18 protein-coding genes and 2 pseudogenes are annotated in these 15,306 nt (G+C 68.9%); 8 read left to right on the top strand and 12 right to left on the bottom strand.

What is annotated here, in order from left to right; all coding sequences use genetic code 11:
* Nucleotides 1-834: 834 nt before the first annotated feature.
* From GNX96_RS40435 to GNX96_RS40425, 4 genes are all read left to right on the top strand, one after another.
* Nucleotides 835-1,617: an alpha/beta hydrolase gene (locus GNX96_RS40435; protein WP_163572914.1), complete on the top strand. Its 783-nt coding sequence runs from the start codon at nucleotides 835-837 to the stop codon at nucleotides 1,615-1,617.
* Nucleotides 1,614-2,048, top strand: a complete 435-nt coding sequence (locus GNX96_RS59005) for a hypothetical protein (protein WP_279582785.1) — start codon at nucleotides 1,614-1,616, stop codon at nucleotides 2,046-2,048. The genes GNX96_RS40435 and GNX96_RS59005 overlap by 4 nt, the downstream gene beginning before the upstream one ends.
* Nucleotides 2,023-2,448, top strand: a complete 426-nt coding sequence (locus tag GNX96_RS59000; protein WP_279582784.1) for a hypothetical protein — start codon at nucleotides 2,023-2,025, stop codon at nucleotides 2,446-2,448. Before GNX96_RS59005 ends, GNX96_RS59000 begins: the two co-directional genes overlap by 26 nt.
* A gap of 96 nt (nucleotides 2,449-2,544) precedes the next feature.
* Nucleotides 2,545-2,940: a hypothetical protein gene (locus GNX96_RS40425; protein ID WP_163572913.1), complete on the top strand. Its 396-nt coding sequence runs from the start codon at nucleotides 2,545-2,547 to the stop codon at nucleotides 2,938-2,940.
* A gap of 299 nt (nucleotides 2,941-3,239) precedes the next feature.
* Here GNX96_RS40425 and GNX96_RS40420 read toward each other — a convergent pair whose 3' ends face one another.
* From GNX96_RS40420 to GNX96_RS58985, 5 genes and pseudogenes are all read right to left on the bottom strand, one after another.
* Nucleotides 3,240-3,833: an endonuclease/exonuclease/phosphatase family protein gene (locus GNX96_RS40420; RefSeq protein ID WP_279582801.1), complete on the bottom strand. Its 594-nt coding sequence runs from the start codon at nucleotides 3,831-3,833 to the stop codon at nucleotides 3,240-3,242.
* A 20-nt stretch (nucleotides 3,834-3,853) separates the two neighbouring features.
* Nucleotides 3,854-4,286: pseudogene (locus GNX96_RS40415) on the bottom strand (SRPBCC family protein).
* Nucleotides 4,287-4,393: 107 nt separating this feature from the next.
* Nucleotides 4,394-4,774, bottom strand: coding sequence for a metallophosphoesterase family protein (locus tag GNX96_RS58995; protein ID WP_279582783.1), 381 nt, complete (start codon nucleotides 4,772-4,774; stop codon nucleotides 4,394-4,396).
* The gene (locus GNX96_RS58990) at nucleotides 4,681-5,040 is read right to left on the bottom strand and encodes a hypothetical protein (RefSeq protein ID WP_279582782.1); all 360 of its coding nucleotides are present in this window, start codon (nucleotides 5,038-5,040) and stop codon (nucleotides 4,681-4,683) included. The genes GNX96_RS58995 and GNX96_RS58990 overlap by 94 nt, the downstream gene beginning before the upstream one ends.
* 177 nt (nucleotides 5,041-5,217) lie before the next feature.
* A complete protein-coding gene (locus GNX96_RS58985) occupies nucleotides 5,218-5,472 on the bottom strand; it encodes a hypothetical protein (protein ID WP_279582781.1) in 255 nt (84 codons plus the stop codon).
* A 266-nt stretch (nucleotides 5,473-5,738) separates the two neighbouring features.
* Here GNX96_RS58985 and GNX96_RS40400 point away from each other — a divergent pair, with 266 nt between their 5' ends.
* From GNX96_RS40400 to GNX96_RS58980, 3 genes are all read left to right on the top strand, one after another.
* Nucleotides 5,739-7,547: an AMP-dependent synthetase/ligase gene (locus tag GNX96_RS40400; protein WP_163572911.1), complete on the top strand. Its 1,809-nt coding sequence runs from the start codon at nucleotides 5,739-5,741 to the stop codon at nucleotides 7,545-7,547.
* Nucleotides 7,548-7,730: 183 nt separating this feature from the next.
* Nucleotides 7,731-8,324, top strand: coding sequence for a hypothetical protein (locus tag GNX96_RS40395; protein ID WP_163572910.1), 594 nt, complete (start codon nucleotides 7,731-7,733; stop codon nucleotides 8,322-8,324).
* Entirely contained in the window at nucleotides 8,324-9,568 is a 1,245-nt protein-coding gene (locus GNX96_RS58980; protein ID WP_279582779.1) for a helix-turn-helix transcriptional regulator, read from the top strand. Before GNX96_RS40395 ends, GNX96_RS58980 begins: the two co-directional genes overlap by 1 nt.
* A 235-nt stretch (nucleotides 9,569-9,803) precedes the next feature.
* Here GNX96_RS58980 and GNX96_RS40385 read toward each other — a convergent pair.
* Both GNX96_RS40385 and GNX96_RS40380 read right to left on the bottom strand, forming a co-directional pair.
* Nucleotides 9,804-10,876, bottom strand: a pseudogene (locus GNX96_RS40385) (glycosyltransferase family 4 protein).
* Nucleotides 10,877-11,047: 171 nt separating this feature from the next.
* Nucleotides 11,048-11,782 carry a M48 family metalloprotease gene (locus GNX96_RS40380; RefSeq protein ID WP_279582800.1) on the bottom strand — a complete coding sequence of 245 codons (735 nt, stop codon included), beginning with the start codon at nucleotides 11,780-11,782 and terminating at the stop codon, nucleotides 11,048-11,050.
* A gap of 44 nt (nucleotides 11,783-11,826) precedes the next feature.
* Here GNX96_RS40380 and GNX96_RS40375 point away from each other — a divergent pair, with 44 nt between their 5' ends.
* Nucleotides 11,827-11,976 (top strand): hypothetical protein, encoded by a 150-nt coding sequence (locus tag GNX96_RS40375; protein ID WP_279582778.1) that lies wholly within the window; start codon nucleotides 11,827-11,829, stop codon nucleotides 11,974-11,976.
* 145 nt (nucleotides 11,977-12,121) lie between these two features.
* Here the strand turns inward: GNX96_RS40375 and GNX96_RS40365 are convergent, their stop codons facing one another.
* From GNX96_RS40365 to GNX96_RS40340, 5 genes are all read right to left on the bottom strand, one after another.
* Entirely contained in the window at nucleotides 12,122-12,865 is a 744-nt protein-coding gene (locus GNX96_RS40365) for a hypothetical protein (protein ID WP_163572907.1), read from the bottom strand.
* Nucleotide 12,866: 1 nt separating this feature from the next.
* On the bottom strand, nucleotides 12,867-13,250 hold the full coding sequence (locus tag GNX96_RS40360; RefSeq protein ID WP_163572906.1) for a hypothetical protein: 384 nt from the start codon (nucleotides 13,248-13,250) through the stop codon (nucleotides 12,867-12,869).
* A 331-nt stretch (nucleotides 13,251-13,581) separates the two neighbouring features.
* Complete coding sequence (locus tag GNX96_RS40350) at nucleotides 13,582-14,583, bottom strand: C40 family peptidase (RefSeq protein WP_163572904.1); 1,002 nt, start codon at nucleotides 14,581-14,583, stop codon at nucleotides 13,582-13,584.
* Between the two features lie 19 nt (nucleotides 14,584-14,602).
* Nucleotides 14,603-14,848, bottom strand: a complete 246-nt coding sequence (locus GNX96_RS58975; protein WP_279582777.1) for a hypothetical protein — start codon at nucleotides 14,846-14,848, stop codon at nucleotides 14,603-14,605.
* Nucleotides 14,849-14,972: 124 nt separating this feature from the next.
* Nucleotides 14,973-15,224, bottom strand: a complete 252-nt coding sequence (locus GNX96_RS40340) for a hypothetical protein (protein WP_163572903.1) — start codon at nucleotides 15,222-15,224, stop codon at nucleotides 14,973-14,975.
* Nucleotides 15,225-15,306 lie beyond the last annotated feature (82 nt).

Below are 15,306 nucleotides of genomic sequence, written 5' to 3'. Positions count from 1 at the left end.
TTCTCTCAAACCCAGCCCCGCGCCAGCTCTTCCCGCACCGAAGTGGGCCAACCTCCCTCAAACCCAACCCCGTGCCGCACCTCAGCACCGAAGTGGCCCAGCTTCCCTAAAAACCCAACCCCGCGCCCCTCCCCTCAGCACTGAAGTGCGCCAACCTCTCTCAAACCGAACCCCGCGCCGCACCCCAGCACTGAAGTGGGCAACTTCTCTCAAACCCAGCCCCGCGCCGCACCTCAGCACTGAAGTGGGCAACTTCTCTCAAACCCAGCCCCGCGCCCGCGCCCATCGGCCGCCAGGCCGATGATGTGTCCCCCTGCGACGGTCGACACTCGTAGCCGTAGTCGAGCGCGCCGCGCCGAAGGCACCAGAAGACACAGAGTTACTGGATCGTTGGCAGTAGTGGCTCGGCAGGCCCGCCCCGGTTTTTGGGGCGGGCCTGCCGAGCCACTGGTAGCCGAGGATTCCGGTCCCCAGCGCCCACCGCCCCTAACCAGGCCGGTCAACGGCCTTCCGGTGAGTACGAGCGACACCCCACCCAACGGCACCCGACACTCAACGCCGGCCCGACTCGACGGGACGGACTCCGGGCAGGATTCACCAAGCCACCCACCACCCCCCCCGCAGCCATCTCCGTCCAGTCGGCGCCCGCAAGGTCCCAGCCCCCGCAGCCGCGCGGCATCCACTCGTACGCCCGCCGGAAGTGTCCCGCTACGACCAATTAGCCTGTTCTGTGCAGGGATTCCTATCCGGTCGGTGGATACGGAACTGTTCGCCGAACCGGTTGGCGACGTGTCACGATAGTTCCCACGAGCGGCTGGGAAAGGGGTGGTTCTGGTGTCGGTGTTGCCCGGGGCTGAGCCTTTCGTGCTCGAGCCGGACGGGCCGGGCGACGCCCTCGCGGGGGTGGTGTTGTGCCATGGCTTCACCGGCAGCCCGCAGAGCATGCGGCCCTGGGGCGAGGCGCTCGCGACGGCCGGTTTCCCGGTCCGCTGCCCGCGGCTGCCCGGCCACGGCACCCGCTGGCAGGACCTGAACGCGACTCGCTGGGAAGACTGGTACGGGGAGCTGGAGCGCGCGTTCGACGCGATGCTGGACCGCTTCGCGGTGGTCGTGGTGATGGGCCTGTCGATGGGCGGCACGCTGACCATCCGGCTGGCCGAGCAGCGGCCCACCGAGGTGGCCGGGATCGTGCTGGTCAACCCGTCGCTGACCACGCTGCGCAAGGACGCGAAGTTCCTCCCGGTGCTGTCCCAGGTGGTCGGCTCGGTGGCCGGGATCGGCAGCGACATCAAGAAACCCGGGGTCAAGGAGCTGGCGTACGCCCGGACTCCGTTGCGAGCCGCGAACTCGCTCTCGCACCTGTGGCGGCTGGCCCGTACCGAGTTGCCCAAGGTCACCTCGCCGGTGCTGCTCTACCGCAGCCAGATCGACCACGTCGTGGAAAGCGTGAATTCACAGCTCCTGCTGGACGGCGTCCGCTCGGAGAACGTCACCGAGGTGGTGCTGAAGGACAGTTATCACGTCGCGACCCTGGACAACGACGCCGAGACGATTTTCGCCGGCAGCGCCGAGTTCACCCGCAAGCTCGGCACTGAGTTCGCCGGGGCCTCCTCGTGAGCCCGGCCGGCGCCGGTGGCTCCCGCGGCCGTCGCGACAACGGGCTCGACGCGGCGAAGTTCACCCCGGCCGCCGACGTGGACCCGCGGGTCGGCGAGCACCTGCTGGATGTTCTGGGCCTCGCCGGCATCGCCGCCTACCTGGCGCCCAGCTCCGACCTGCACCCGATCACTCGTACGACGACCACGCTGCCGTCCCGACCGACCGACCGGCTCTGGGTCGACGAGCGGCACGTGGAGGAGGCCCGGGCGCTGATCGGCCGGCTGGACCTGGACAACGTGCCGGACCCACTACCGGCCGAGGCCGCCCCGCCGGCCACCGGCCAGTCGCCCGCCGCCGGCAGCGGCGGCGCGGTCCGCTCCAGCGGCGGCAAATCTGGACGTCGAGGCCGCGTGGGCGCAGATCGTGGCCGGCTGGGACGACACCGCTGAGCAGTCCGGGTCGGCTCAGGCCGCGGCCGCCGAGCCCGAAGCGGCTCCGGTCTTGGAGAAACCGGAGCCTGAGCCGCCGAAGCCAGCCAAGCCCGCCCCGATCATCGGCCTGGACGTGGCGTTCGACCCGTCCCAGCTGATCCGCGACCCGGACGGCGAGGACACCTATGTGCCGCCGGTCCCGCCGCCACTGCCGAAACTGACCAAATACACCGCGCTCGCGCTCGGCCTGGTCGCGGTCGGCCTGGTGCTCTTCTTCTGGCCCACCATCCTGCCGATCAACCAGACGCTGGTCGTCCTGCTCGGCCTCGCCGGCGTGGTGACCGGCTTCGCGATCGGCATCTGGCGGATGCGCGACCGCGACGACGAGGACCCCTTCGACGACGGCGCGAAGGTCTGAGCGACGACCGTTTCTCAATCGAGACAGATCGTTTGCCAAGGTGTTACCTGTCCGCATGGCGGGAGTCGTCTGGTACGAGGATGCTTTCCTGCGGAGGTGACCAGCTATGCGTACGACCGGGTTCGTCCCGCGTACCAAGCAAGCTCACATGACGGCATCCATCGATCTGACCAGCGCACCCACCAGGACCGCCCCGCCGCACACCCCCGCGAGGCCGAGGTTTTCGTGCTGTGGTGCACCCTCACCCGTACCGACTCCACCGAGTTCGACGCGGACGACCGGTCGGCGTTCTACGCCCGGCCGCAGATGTCCGCGCTGTGCTCCACTCCCGACTCCGTGCTCAACGACGCCGCGATGGTACGCCCGCAAGGGGCGGTCGCTGCCGCTGGAGCGCTGGCTGGCCGCCGTCCAGGTGGTCCGGCCGGCCGCGAAGGCGCACTGACCCGTACGTGTGACGCAGTCGTTGTGCGAGCCGTCACGATGCGTTTCTGAACCGATCCAGGTATCGTGGTCCCTGTCAGCGAGAACCAGCCTTCAGCAGGGAGGACAGCCAGCCATGATGCCCCCGATCACGTTCAGCGCCAACTACCCCCCCCCCGCCGGCGGACCACCCGCCCGACGCCGAACACCGCAACTATCGGCCGCCGGATCCGGCGCATCTTCGCCCGCTAGATCTCACCGAGGCCGCGATGTCGCATCGCGTGCGCGATGAGTCGTCGCGGTCTACCGGAGGGCCAGCTCAGCCAGGATCGGCAGATGGTCGCTGGCCCGGCGCGACAGCGGTGTGTCGATCACCTGATAGTCGGACACCGTGACCAGCGGATCCACCCATAGGTAGTCGAGCCGCTGGTGCGGGTAGTAGAGGTCGAGTACGTCTTCGCCTCACCTTGCTCCGCGACAGTCGCGACATCGCGCCACCTGGCCCCGAAAATCCGACTCACCGGCCCGCCGGGGACCTCGTTGAGGTCGCCGCCCAGCAGCATCGGCACCTCCGCCGGAATGTGCTCGCTCAACAACCTGGCCTGGGTTTCCCGCTCTTCGTCCCACAGGCTCAGGTGCGTCCCCACCGCGAGGAACTGCCGCTCACGTACGGACAACCGCGCGATCGCCGCGCCCCGTTGGTGCTTGCCTTTTTGCAGCGGCAGCAGGAATTCGCGGGTCTCGTGCACCTTGGCGGCCAGCGAGGACAAGATCACGTTACCGCCGGTGTGTCCACCGCCGCACACGTAGACGAGCCCGCTGCGGCGGGCCAGATCAGCCGCCCGGGCCCGCCACCGGAACAGCAGCGTCGACTCCTGGACGAAAACCACGTGCGGCCGCGCCTCGCGAATAACCGCGGTCAGCGCGGCGTAATCGTCACGCATGCCGCGAACGTTGTACGACATGACTCGTACAACAACGGGAGTCACCCCTCGACCCGCTTCTTCAACTCCTTGAGAGCGGTGTCCATGATGACCTTTTCGGCCTTGCGCTTGAACATGCCGAGCATCGGGATGGTCAGGTCGACAGCCAGGCTGTAGGTCACCTCGGTGCCACCGTCCGTCGCCGCGAAAGCGTACGAGCCGACCTGGCTTTTCTGCGTCTCACCACGGACGGACCAGGTGCCAGTCGACCCGGTCATCCGCGTACGAGTATTCGAGCACGTAGGTGTCCTTGAAAACACCCGCGTCCAACACGAATTCGACCTGTTGCGCCCTGCCGTCGTCGTAGCGCGAGAGCACCTTGACGCTCTTGGTTGCCTTGACCCATTCCGGGTAGGCCTCGAAATCACTGACGACCGCGGCCACCTGCGCCGGCGGTGCCTGCACGACCAGCGACTGGGTTGACGACTCTGCCATATCGAAAGAGGTTATCCGACCGGGCCGCGTACGCGAACGCCGCGCTCTCCATCCGCCATGCCCACCCCACGTAACCCACGCCCCGCTCGGCTACTCAGCGTCGCCGGTTACCAGGTGAGGGCGTAGGGAAGCTGGGTTTCCCGGAAGTGGCCGACGTTGACGCATTCGGTACGCCCGATCCGCATCCGCTGCTGCAGCGGCTGGTGGACGTGACCGAACAGGGCCACCCGCGGCTGATGCTCGCGGATCGCCGCCAGCAGCGCCTCGCTGCCCTTCTCAAAGCGGCGGGCCACCGTGTCGTAGCAGAGCTCCGGCGCCGCCGGCGGGATGTGGCTGCAGAGCACGTCCACCGGCCCGAGCGCCTCGACCTTGGCCGTGTAGTCGTCTTCGGGCATCAAGTACGGATAGCTGCTGCGCCCGCCGCCGATCCCGCCGCCGACGAACCCGACCCGGATGCCGTCGATCTCCGCGACGCCGCCGTCGACCACCTGCACGCCTTCGGGCAGGTAGTCCGACCAGAACTCCGCGCGTCGACGTTGCCGTACGTACACCAGGCCGGTGTCGGCATCGCGGCGAAAACCGCCTCGTAGTTGGCCCGGATCGCCTCCGCCAACAGCTCCTTCGGATCCAGGTCCCGAGCGGCCGCGACCTCGGCGAGCAGGGTGCGGCTGAAGGCGCGCGCCTCCTCGAACCGCCGGGCGGTGCGCAGCTCGATCCACCGAGCGGTGCCCTCGGCGCCGTACAGCTTGCCCATGATCCCGCCGGCGGCGGATTCCGGTAGTCCACGGCGTCCAGCAGATCACCCAGCACGAACACGGCGTCCGCCCCGTCACCGGCCTTGGCCAGCGCGGCAGCGTTCCCGTGCACATCCGACACCACGTGCACGCGCATGATCGCCAGCCTACGACGCGCGAACCCGATCAGGATCAGGTCAGCGGACCGCTGACTCCCCCGGCCGGCGCCCGGCCTCGACGCTGTCCTTCAGCTCCCACAACACCCTTTTGGCATATTTCGCCCGTCGCTGCAGCTCCCGTACGGCCGCCCGCGGCGACACCTGGACGGCCTCGGTCGGCGCGTTCGGCCGGGTCGGGTCGCAGCGTAGGTACGTGTGCACCAGGACGCCGTCGCGGTACGCCTGCAGCCAGATCTCCGTCGACCCCCCACCAGCGCGCCGCTGGCCGTCCACCGCAGCCCCTCGACGCCTCGGTCCGCCTGCACCTGCAACCGCAGGTCAGGCCACAGCCGAGCGGTGAACGCGGGTTGCCGGATCCGCGCCTCGACCAGCGCCGGAGCGGCCGCGATGAAGGTCTCCTCCACCAGATCCACCTGTGGCATACCGGACACCGTACTCATGGCGGCACTGCCTGCCGCGAGGGTAGGTTCGGCGTTACCGGGCGGTAGCCTGCCGGAAACGCTCCGCAGAACCCTGGCACCTCAGGAGGTACGAGACCCGTGTCCGAAGTGACCGTCCCACCCGCCGGGGCCGTGCCGGCCGACGCCAATCTCGCCGATCTGGCCTGGGACAACGTTGCCCAGTACCCCACCGACGTGCTGCTCTCCCGGCAGGTCGACGGCAAGTGGGTGGACGTGACCGCCGCCCAGTTCGGCGAGGATGTCGCGGCGGCCGCGAAGGGGCTGATCGGCGCCGGCGTACGCCCCGGCGACCGGGTCGGCGTGATGAGCCACACCAGGTACGAGTGGACGCTGCTGGACTTCGCCATCTGGACCGCCGGCGCGGTGACCGTCCCGGTCTATGAGACCTCCTCCGCCGAACAGGTCGAGTGGGTGCTGGGCAACTCCGAAGCGGTCGCGGTGGTCGTCGAGGACGCGGCGCTGCAGAAGACCGTCGAGTCCGTACGCGCCAACCTGCCCACGCTCGCGAACCTGTGGCAGCTGGAAGACGGCGCGATCGACAAGCTCGGCGAGCTTGGCGCGGACGTGCCGGACGGCACGCTCGACGAGCGGCGGCACACCGCCGGCCCGGACGACCTCGCGACCATCGTCTACACGTCCGGCACCACCGGCCGGCCCAAGGGCTGCCAGCTCACCCATCGCAACCTCTACTCGAACGTGCTGGCCACCGCGGCGACCCTGAGCCACGTCTTCTCGCCCGGCCAGTCCACCCTGCTTTTCCTTCCGCTGGCCCATGTTTTCGGCCGGATCATCCAATGTGGATCGATCTACAGCCGAGTCCGGCTCGGCCACCTGCCCAACGTCTCGGACCTGCCGACCGCCTTCGCCGAGTTCTCCCCGGACTTCATCCTCGCGGTGCCCCGGGTCTTCGAGAAGATCTACACCGGCGCGCAGCAGAAGGCCCGCACCGAGGGCAAGGGCGGGATCTTCGACCGCGCCGAGAGGGCCGCCATCGCGTACAGCCAAGCGCTGGACACCGGCCGCATCCCGGTCACTCTCAAAGCCGAGCACGCACTCTTCGACCGGCTCGTGTACGCCCGGCTGCGGGAAGCACTCGGCGGCAGCTGCCGAGCCGTGTTGTCCGCCAGCGCCCCGCTCGGCGAGCGGCTCGGGCACTTCTTCCGCGGCATCGGGGTGCCGGTCTTCGAGGGGTACGGGCTGACCGAGACCTCACCGGTGGCCACCGTGAACACGCTTGGCCAGACCCGGATCGGCAGCGTCGGCCGGCCCATCCCGGGCACTACCGTACGGATCGCCGAAGACACCGAGATCCTCATCAAGGGCGAGCAGATTTTCGCCGGTTACTGGAAAAATCCAGAAGCAACCGCGGAGGCGATCGACTCGGACGGCTGGTTCCACACCGGTGACCTGGGCGCGTTGGACGCCGATGGCTACCTGTCGATCACCGGCCGCAAGAAAGAGCTGATCGTCACCGCCGGCGGCAAGAACGTCGCACCGGCCGTGCTGGAGGATCGCGTACGCGCGCATGGGCTGATCAGCCAATGCATGGTGGTCGGCGACAAAATGCCTTTCGTGGCCGCGCTTGTCACCATCGACGAGGACGCTTTCGGCCCCTGGAAGGAAAAAGCCGGCAAGCCGGCGGACGCCACGGTGACCGACCTGCTCGACGACCAGGACCTGCTGGCCGAGGTGCAGACCGCGATCGACGACGCCAACAAGGCGGTGTCGCGGGCCGAGTCGATCCGCAAGTTCCGGATCATGCCGGCCGACTTCACCGAAGAGTCCGGCGAGCTGACTCCCACTCTCAAGCTCCGCCGCTCGATCGTCGCCACCGCCCGCGCCGCCGACATCTCTCGCGCTCTACTCCTGAGCTCCACTCACCTGTGAATGGCAGGCCGTTGGGGCAGAGCCGGCCGCGAAAGAGTGCGGAAAATCATAATGAAGCCGTACGTTTCGCCTATGCCGGGCGACACGCACGATGACCGCTCACAACGTTTTCAGCGACATGCCATATGGTGCCGGTCTACAGTCAACAAGCGATCACCACCGCGACCAACCAGCGAGGGAAGCGTGCCCGGACAGCAGCGGGAAGCGTCGGCCGACTACGCGCAGGCGACCCGGCTGCTCACTCAGCTGCGTACGGTGGCCCGCCAGCTCCCCGGCACGCTGGATCCGGGCAGCATCGCCGAGCGGTTGCTGGACGAGATCCGCGCGGTCGCACCGGCCGACCGATCCGCGGTCCTGATCGGCAGCGGCGGCGGCCGACTGGTCGTTTTTTGCGCAGACCGGCATGGCCGGCACACCGCGCGCCGACTGGGAAACCTCGCTCGCCAAGGACGCCCCGATCGCCGAGGCCTGGCTGTCGCAGCAGCCGCAGACCTCCGGCAGCTCGGTCACCCGTACTCCCGTCAAAGGCGCCGTGACGTCGATGGTGCTGCCGCTGGTCACTGGCGTACGCACCGTCGGTCTGGTGTGGTCGCCGAAGCCGATCGCGCCCGGGCTTTCGACTCGTCGATGGTGTCCGCCGCGGCCACCGTCGCGGCTTCTTCGGTGCTGCGACTGGAAACCGCACTGCTCTTCGACGACGTACGCAGCCTGGCCACCACCGAGGAACGGCAGCGCCTCGCCCGGGAAATCCACGACGGCGTGCACAGGAGCTGGTGATGGTCGGCTACGGCATCGACAACGCGCTCGCGCTGCTGCCGGACGAACCCACGCAGGCGACCACCATGCTCAGCTCGCTGCGCGACGAGGTCACCCGGGTGATCACCGAGCTGCGGCTGAGCCTTTTCGAGCTGCGCAGCGACGTCGACCCGCATGGCGGGCTGGCGGCCGCGATCGCCGAATACGCCCGAACGATGGGGGCCGCCGGCGGGATGCGCGTACACCTCTCCCTCGACGAAGGCGGCGCCCGGCTGCCGGCCGCGGTCGAGGGCGAACTTCTGCGTATTGCCCAGGAAGCGATCACCAACGCACGTAAACACGCGCGCGCTCGCAACCTGTGGGTGAGCTGTGAAATCGATCCACCGTACGTGAAGCTTCAAGTAAGCGATGATGGTCGTGGCGTCGGCGCGGAAGCCCGCGAAGACAGCTTCGGAATGAGCATCATGGCTGAGCGGGCCCAGCGGATCCGGGCCCGGTTGGAGGTGGACCGCGCAAACCGGCCGGGACAACCGTCTCGGCAGTGCTCGGATCCCGGCCGCGAGGCGGTAGCGTCTCGGCACCGAAGGAGGCGTAGGGCAAGCATGACAACCGATGAGAACACCGTGACCACCGTGCTACTCGTCGATGACCATGAGCTGATCCGGCAGGGTTTGCGGCACGCGTTCGAGCGCGACCCCCAGTTCCGGGTCGTCGGCGAGGCTGGCTCCGTCGCCGAGGCGCTCTCGCAGGCTGATGAGACTCGGCCTGACGTGGTCATCATGGACCTGCGGCTGCCCGACGGAAGCGGCCTGGACGCCACCCGCAAGCTCCGGTCGGCGATGCCGGCCGTCGGCATCGTGGTGCTGACCATGTACGCCGGCGACGAGCAGCTGTTCGGTGCGCTGGAGGCGGGCGCGAGCGCGTTCGTACCCAAGAACGCCCCGTCCGACGAGGTCGTCGCGGCCGCCCGGCACGCCGCCTCGGCGCCCACCGCGTTCACCGCCTCCGACCTCGCCGAGGCGATGAAGCGCCGACTGGCCCCCACCGGCCCGCAGCTGTCGCCGCGCGAGGGGCAGGTCCTGCAGCTGCTCGCGGACGGCATGAGCGTGGCCGGCATCGCCAAACACCTCTACGTCAGCGAGTCCACAGCCAAGACGCACATTTCCAAGCTGTACGAGAAACTTGGCGCCGGCAACCGCGCCCAAGCCCTCATGACAGCCCTGCGCCTCGGCCTCCTGGAGGCCCCCAACGCTCCACGCTTCTGAGGTCACCGCCTTCGTAGGCAGCCACCCCGGCTGCCCGCGCGGCTCTTCCCGCTGCTGCACAATCGGATTCCGATTGTGCAGGTCTACCTAGGGTGCGGCGCGAAACTGTCGTACCGACGTGAAATTTTGAGCCCCCGCCCTTTCAGAAGGGTGGGGGGTGGGTGGCGGGTTTCATTACGTAAGCAAACGCGCGCGCGAGATAAGCGCGCTCAGTCGCCGTGGAGCAGCAAGGTGGTCATCCGGGGGCGAGGGTGTCCCAGCGCCACTCGGCTTCCACCCACGCGCGGCCTGCCGCGCCCAGGTCGGCGGCGAGCGTACGGTCGGTGAGCAGGGCGGTCACCTTCTCGGCGACCGAGGCCACCGACCGGCCGTCGACCACGTAGCCGGTGATCCCGTCCTGGACGGCTTCCGGCGCTCCGCCGGACCGGCCGGCCACGACTGGGAGGCCGCACGCGGAGGCCTCCAAATAGACGATGCCGAGCCCTTCGACGTTGAGCCCGCCAAGGCGCGTACGGCATGGCATCGCGAAAACGTCACCGGCGGCGAAATACTCCGGCAGCGCCGCATCCTCGACAGCGCCAGCGAAAAAAAGACATCGCGATCGGCGAGCCGTCGCAGTCGCCGCTCGTCGGCCCCGCCGGAAACCAGCAGCAATGCCACGTCCGGCACCTCGCGACGGATGAGCGGCAACGCCTTGATCAGCACGTCCTGTCCCTTGCGCCGCACCAGTCTCGACACGCAGACAATCACCGGCCGGTCCCCGAGCCCGTACAGTTCCCGCACCGACTTCCCGGAAACCGACGGCTGGAAAACCTCAGGGTCAACACCGGGCGGCAGCCGTACGAGCCGACTGCCCGCCATCGCTGTTTCCAAGGCGCCGAAGGTGAAATCGCCGAGAAAGGTCACGGCGTCGCAGGCAGCCGCGATCCGTTTCAACAACGGCCGCGCGACCGGCGACCACGCGGCCTCATGGCCGTGCGTTTGCGCGACGATCCAGGTGATCCCTGCGGCCCGCAGTTTTGGTGCCATAAGTGCCAAAGGAAGGGCCGCGCCAAACCAGACAGTGTCACATTCGTACCGGCCGGCCACAGCGATCACGTCGCGCGTCAACGCAGCTGTCGGCAGCGCGACGGATCGCCGCCGGATCACCGGAAAGGGTTGCGCGGCATCAAAATCCCGGTCGCCGTCCTGTCGCGGCGCCAGCACCACCAGCGATCCGGGCGGTTGCCGGCGGGCCAGCGCGTGGACGAACGTCTGGATTCCCCCTACCTGGGGCGGAAAGTCGTTCGTGACGAGCAGGGTCGTCACGAGGCCAGGCCGGGCGGTGGCGGCACGTCGTGCCGGCGGGCCCAGTCGCGGGCATGCGCGCGATCCGCTCCGGAATGCTCGGGTGAGTGCCGAAAAGCAGCACGTCCCACCGGCTCGGACTCAGGCTGGCGAGGTTCCTCACCGCCAAAGACCGTTGCATGGCAACGAAATTCACCGGATCGCCGGTACGCTCCAGCGCGTGCTCGTCGGCCCGCGCCTCCACCCCCGCCGGGAACTGACCGTCTCAAACGGCAGCATGACCACCCCACCTACCGCGGCCAGCGCCAGCATCAGCGCCACCGCGGCCGGATCGGCGACCGTGCTCACCCCAGCGATCCCCAGCAGCCACCGCACGTGCAGCGCGAGGAAGAGCGCGCAAGCCGCCACCGCCGCGCCGGCGACGCCGAGCAACACTCCCCGACGCACGTCCCGGTTCGCCGCGTGGCCGAGCTCGTGCGCCACCACCAACTCGGCCTGCACCTGCGCCGCCGGATCGTCCAGCAGCGTGTCGAAAAGAACGATCCGGCGGCTTGCGCCAAAGCCCGACACATAGGCGTTGACGCCGGTCGTACGCCTGGACGCATCAGCCACCAGGACCGTACGCACCGGCACCTCGTCCAGCGCCGCCAGCTCGAACAGCCGGTCCCGCAGCGGGCCCTCCTGCAGCGGCTTGAACCGCATGAACAGCGGCTCGAACACGAAGGGTTGCAGGAAGGCCATCAGCGCGAGCAGCAGCGCCGCGCCCGCACCGGCCGGCACCCACCACCACTGCGGCAGCGACCAGATCAGGGCGTAGAGGGCGAGCAACGCCAACTCCCCCAGCACGATGCTGAGCAGCCAACCCTTCACGGTGTCGGACAGCCACAATCCCCACGATCGCCGGGACAGCCCGAAGCTGCGCCGCAGGATCTCCCGTCGTACGTACGCCGATGGGCATCACGATGAGGTCGATGAGCAACGTCAACAGCGGCACGGCGACCACCAGCCGGGCCAGCAGGCTGCCTCCGAACGGATCGGCCACCGTCCGAATCAGCCAGCCGCCCAGCGGCGTGAACCCGAGCACGATCGGCACGGCCAGCCCAAGAGCGGTGCTCACGTAGCCTAGTGGCTTCATCGCCGACACATAGCGGCCTGACAACGCGCGCTCCTCGGCCGTGAAGTCGAGGTCCGGATCCGGCTTCGACCGGCCGCCGGCCGGCACCGGCACGGCCCGCCACGGCACCGTCCGCGCGCTGTAAACCGCCATCACCACGACCAACGCCACCAGCACCAGTGCCGCAAGCCCCACCGACATCGCCATCTCCCCATTCTGCCCTTCCCCGGACTCGACGTTTTCGCCGGTGACGAGGGGGAAAACGTCAGGTTCGCGGTGGGGTCAGTTGCGCTCGTACGTACGACTGCCAAGCGGCGACGAACGACGAACTGCGGCGTGGTCATGCCGAGCACCTCGCGTAGCCCGGTGGCGGTCGCGGTGTCCGGGTCGGTGCCGGCCTCGCTCACCATCCGGTAGAAGCGGATCAGTCCGGCTTGGCCGGCGCGGGCCGCGATCAGCCGGCACGCCAGCCACGCTTTCTGGTACGTGCTGGCCAGCCGCGGGTTGCTGCCGTCGAAATCCGACTGCAGCGGCAAGTCGCCAAGGGGACGCCCGGCAGCGAGATCAGCGGCCAGCTCGCGGGCCACCGACCGGGCGGACAGCCCAGTCGACAGATAGCCGACATAGTCCGCGAACCCCTCGGCCAGCCACAGCGGGGTCGACTGGCTGGTGGTCCGCCGAGCCGCCACGTGGGTGATCTCGTGGGTCAGCAGTACGTCCGCGCCGAATCGGCTCAGCGTCCGAAAAGCTGGCGGGTTGATGACCACCCGGGTGCCGGTCGGCGGGCCGCCCGCGCCGGTCGTCTCCGCGGTGGTCATCGCGGCGATCTGGGTCAGGTCAGAACCAGAGCTGGTCAGCTGGGCGACCATCGACGGCTCCGGGACGATGATCACCACCTCATGCGTCCATCCAGTCGACCAGACGGCGGCTACTCGACGGACCGCCCGCCCGCTGCGCGGCGGCCAGGCATTGAGCGGCCAACGCCCGCTGGTCCGGCGCGTAGACCACGGCCACATTTTCCGAGGTCAGCGTGTCGATCGGCGCGAGATCCCACAGGCCACGAGTGGTCCGCTGGTCGGTGCTGTCCAGGTCCGAATCGGCCGCCAGATACCACCGCGTGCCGCGCTGCACGAAGGTCAGATACTGCACCTCGACGCTGGGCACCAGATCGAAGCCGGTCAGCGCGGACGTGAACTGGACCAGCCCGACGTACGTGTGCGCCGCCCCGTAGTGGGCCGCCGCGGCGGCCGGCAACCGCAGCCGCTGACTGGAGTCCAGCACGTACGACAGCGTGCTGAACGGCAGCTTCCCGAGGTTGTCGTAGAGCCGCTCCTGGGTGGCCCGAAGGCGGTCGAGGCCGGATCTATGCCGGCCAGGAACGCGGCCTTGCTGCGCCTTGTCAGGGCGACGCCGCGGCTGGTCAGGATGCCCTGCATCTGTGCGTACGCCTGCGCCGAATACGACGGCTCGACGCTCGCGGACGACTCGTCGACCGGCGCGCTCAGCCGGGCGACCAGGAATCCGATGCCAAGCGCGAGCTGGACCGCGATCACCACTGAAGCCACTTGGAGCAGCCAGCGCGGTGGCCGCCAGGGCACCTTCGGGGAAGTCGTCAGGACGGGCGCACCGCCCCGATCACGCCGCCACCGGCTCTCGCCATGGGTACGCGGCGTACGACATCGCCAGCCTGCGGTGCGTGCACGACATACCCGTCGCCGGCGTAGATCGCGATGTGATGCGGGTAGTAGACCAGGTCACCCGGTCGCAGGTCGGACAGCGCCACGTGCGGGAATGCGTTGTACTGCCCGCTGGCGGAGTGCGGCATCGAGACGCCCGCGGCCCGCCAGGACGCCAGCGTCAGCCCCGAGCAGTCGAAGCTGTCCGGTCCGTCCGCGGCCCACTGATACGGGCTTCCCATATGCGCATACGCGTAGGTGAGCGCGATCCGAGCGGCGCCGGTGGCTGGCCCGTCGTACACCTCCGGGTAGATGTCGGCGGTCCGACCGGCATCCGGGTAGTACGTGTCGCGCAGGTGCTGCCAGCGGGCCAGGTCCGTCTGGATCGCCTGCTGCTGCGTGGCCATCGCGTGCATGCCCCGATTCTGCGCGCTGACCGCCGCCAGCAGTGCGGCCTGTTGTGCGGTCAGGGTCCGGCGTACGGCCAGCAGCTGGTTCAGGCCGGCCCGGCGCTGCCGGTTCAGCACCTGCAAGGTGGCCAACTCCGCCAGCAGTTCGTCCGGCGAACCGCTGGTCAACAGCGTCGTCATGGTCCCCACCCCGGCGCCACGGTAGACGGTGGCGGCGAACTGGCCGACCCGCTCGGTCTCGACGGCCAGCCGCGGCTGCAGCGCGGCCATCGACCGGGTCAGTCGCAGGCGGGAGTTCTGCGCCGCGGTCATCGCGTCGCGGGCCTGGTTGTACTGCTCAGTGGCGGTCTGCATCTGGGCCTGCAAGGTCCCGATGGCCAGCTCGACCTGCCGGAGGGTGGGCGCCGGATCGGCGCGGACCGGGGCGGCCGCCAGCACGACAGCCGCACCGACCAGGAAGGCCAGCACACCGGCTCCGTGCCTGCTTTCCTTAAAGCACAGTTTTTCCTTGGACCGCAGAGGACTCATGAGCGCCGTTGCTCCTTCTTCACCTCTTGGGGAAGGCGCCTGAAAGTATGCCCGAACCGGCCAACCGCGGCAAAGCCGACACGGCCCTTTCCCACTGGCCGGAACCAAAAGGGCCGCGGATGACCGAGTCGGCGCGTCGTTGATCAAGGCGGTGACGAGGCTGCGCGAAGAGGGGGCGAATGAGCGGAACGGTGTCGCTGTCGGTGATCAGCGCGGTGAGCTCCGGCGCCCAACCGTCGAACTCCCGGACCAGCCGCGGCCGCATCGGTGAAATCGATCTCGGCGAACCACCTCGGGCCGCTCCGGGTTCCTTTGGTACGGCGGCGAAGGCATGCGAAGAACTCGACCCACCACGGAGTGATGCGGTGGACGGACAGCGCCTCGGAACGTCAGTTGACGGAGATGTGGACGTGGTTGCGGTGGTCGCCGCTGGGCGTACCGTCGCCGCTGTACGAGCGCCAGCCGGTGCTGGGCATCCAAATCCGCTTGAACCAGATGACGTAGAGCACGTCGAGCGGGCCGGCGTTGGCGATCGCCCAGGCCGCGAGCCGGTTGCCGTAGTCCTTCTCGGCACCGGTCGCTTCCCCACCGAAGTCGCTCACCGCGGCCGCGAAGTCGCAGGCCGCCCTGGGGATGCTCACCGAAAGGACGCCTGCCCGAAGCAGTGCGGTAGTGCTGGAGCCGGCGCCCGCACTTCATGATACAGGCAGCCCGGCCGGCGTC

It is taken from the genome of Fodinicola feengrottensis, assembly GCF_010993775.1.
In the GTDB taxonomy this organism is placed as follows: domain Bacteria; phylum Actinomycetota; class Actinomycetes; order Mycobacteriales; family HKI-0501; genus Fodinicola; species Fodinicola feengrottensis.
Note: the sequence above shows the minus strand (reverse complement) of the source record. Positions and strands in the feature narration are given on the sequence as shown.

What these genes read in the sequence shown, in the direction of transcription:
- GNX96_RS58975 (WP_279582777.1), bottom strand. Translation starts at nt 14,848, where the DNA reads ATGCGGCCGCGGCTGGTCCGGGAGTTCGACGGTTGGGCGCCGGAGCTC.
- GNX96_RS40375 (WP_279582778.1), top strand. Translation starts at nt 11,827, where the DNA reads ATGAGCAACGTCAACAGCGGCACGGCGACCACCAGCCGGGCCAGCAGG.
- GNX96_RS58990 (WP_279582782.1), bottom strand. Translation starts at nt 5,040, where the DNA reads ATGGGCAAGCTGTACGGCGCCGAGGGCACCGCTCGGTGGATCGAGCTG.
- GNX96_RS40350 (WP_163572904.1), bottom strand. Translation starts at nt 14,583, where the DNA reads ATGAGTCCTCTGCGGTCCAAGGAAAAACTGTGCTTTAAGGAAAGCAGG.
- GNX96_RS40420 (WP_279582801.1), bottom strand. Translation starts at nt 3,833, where the DNA reads ATGTCGTACAACGTTCGCGGCATGCGTGACGATTACGCCGCGCTGACC.
- GNX96_RS58980 (WP_279582779.1), top strand. Translation starts at nt 8,324, where the DNA reads ATGGTCGGCTACGGCATCGACAACGCGCTCGCGCTGCTGCCGGACGAA.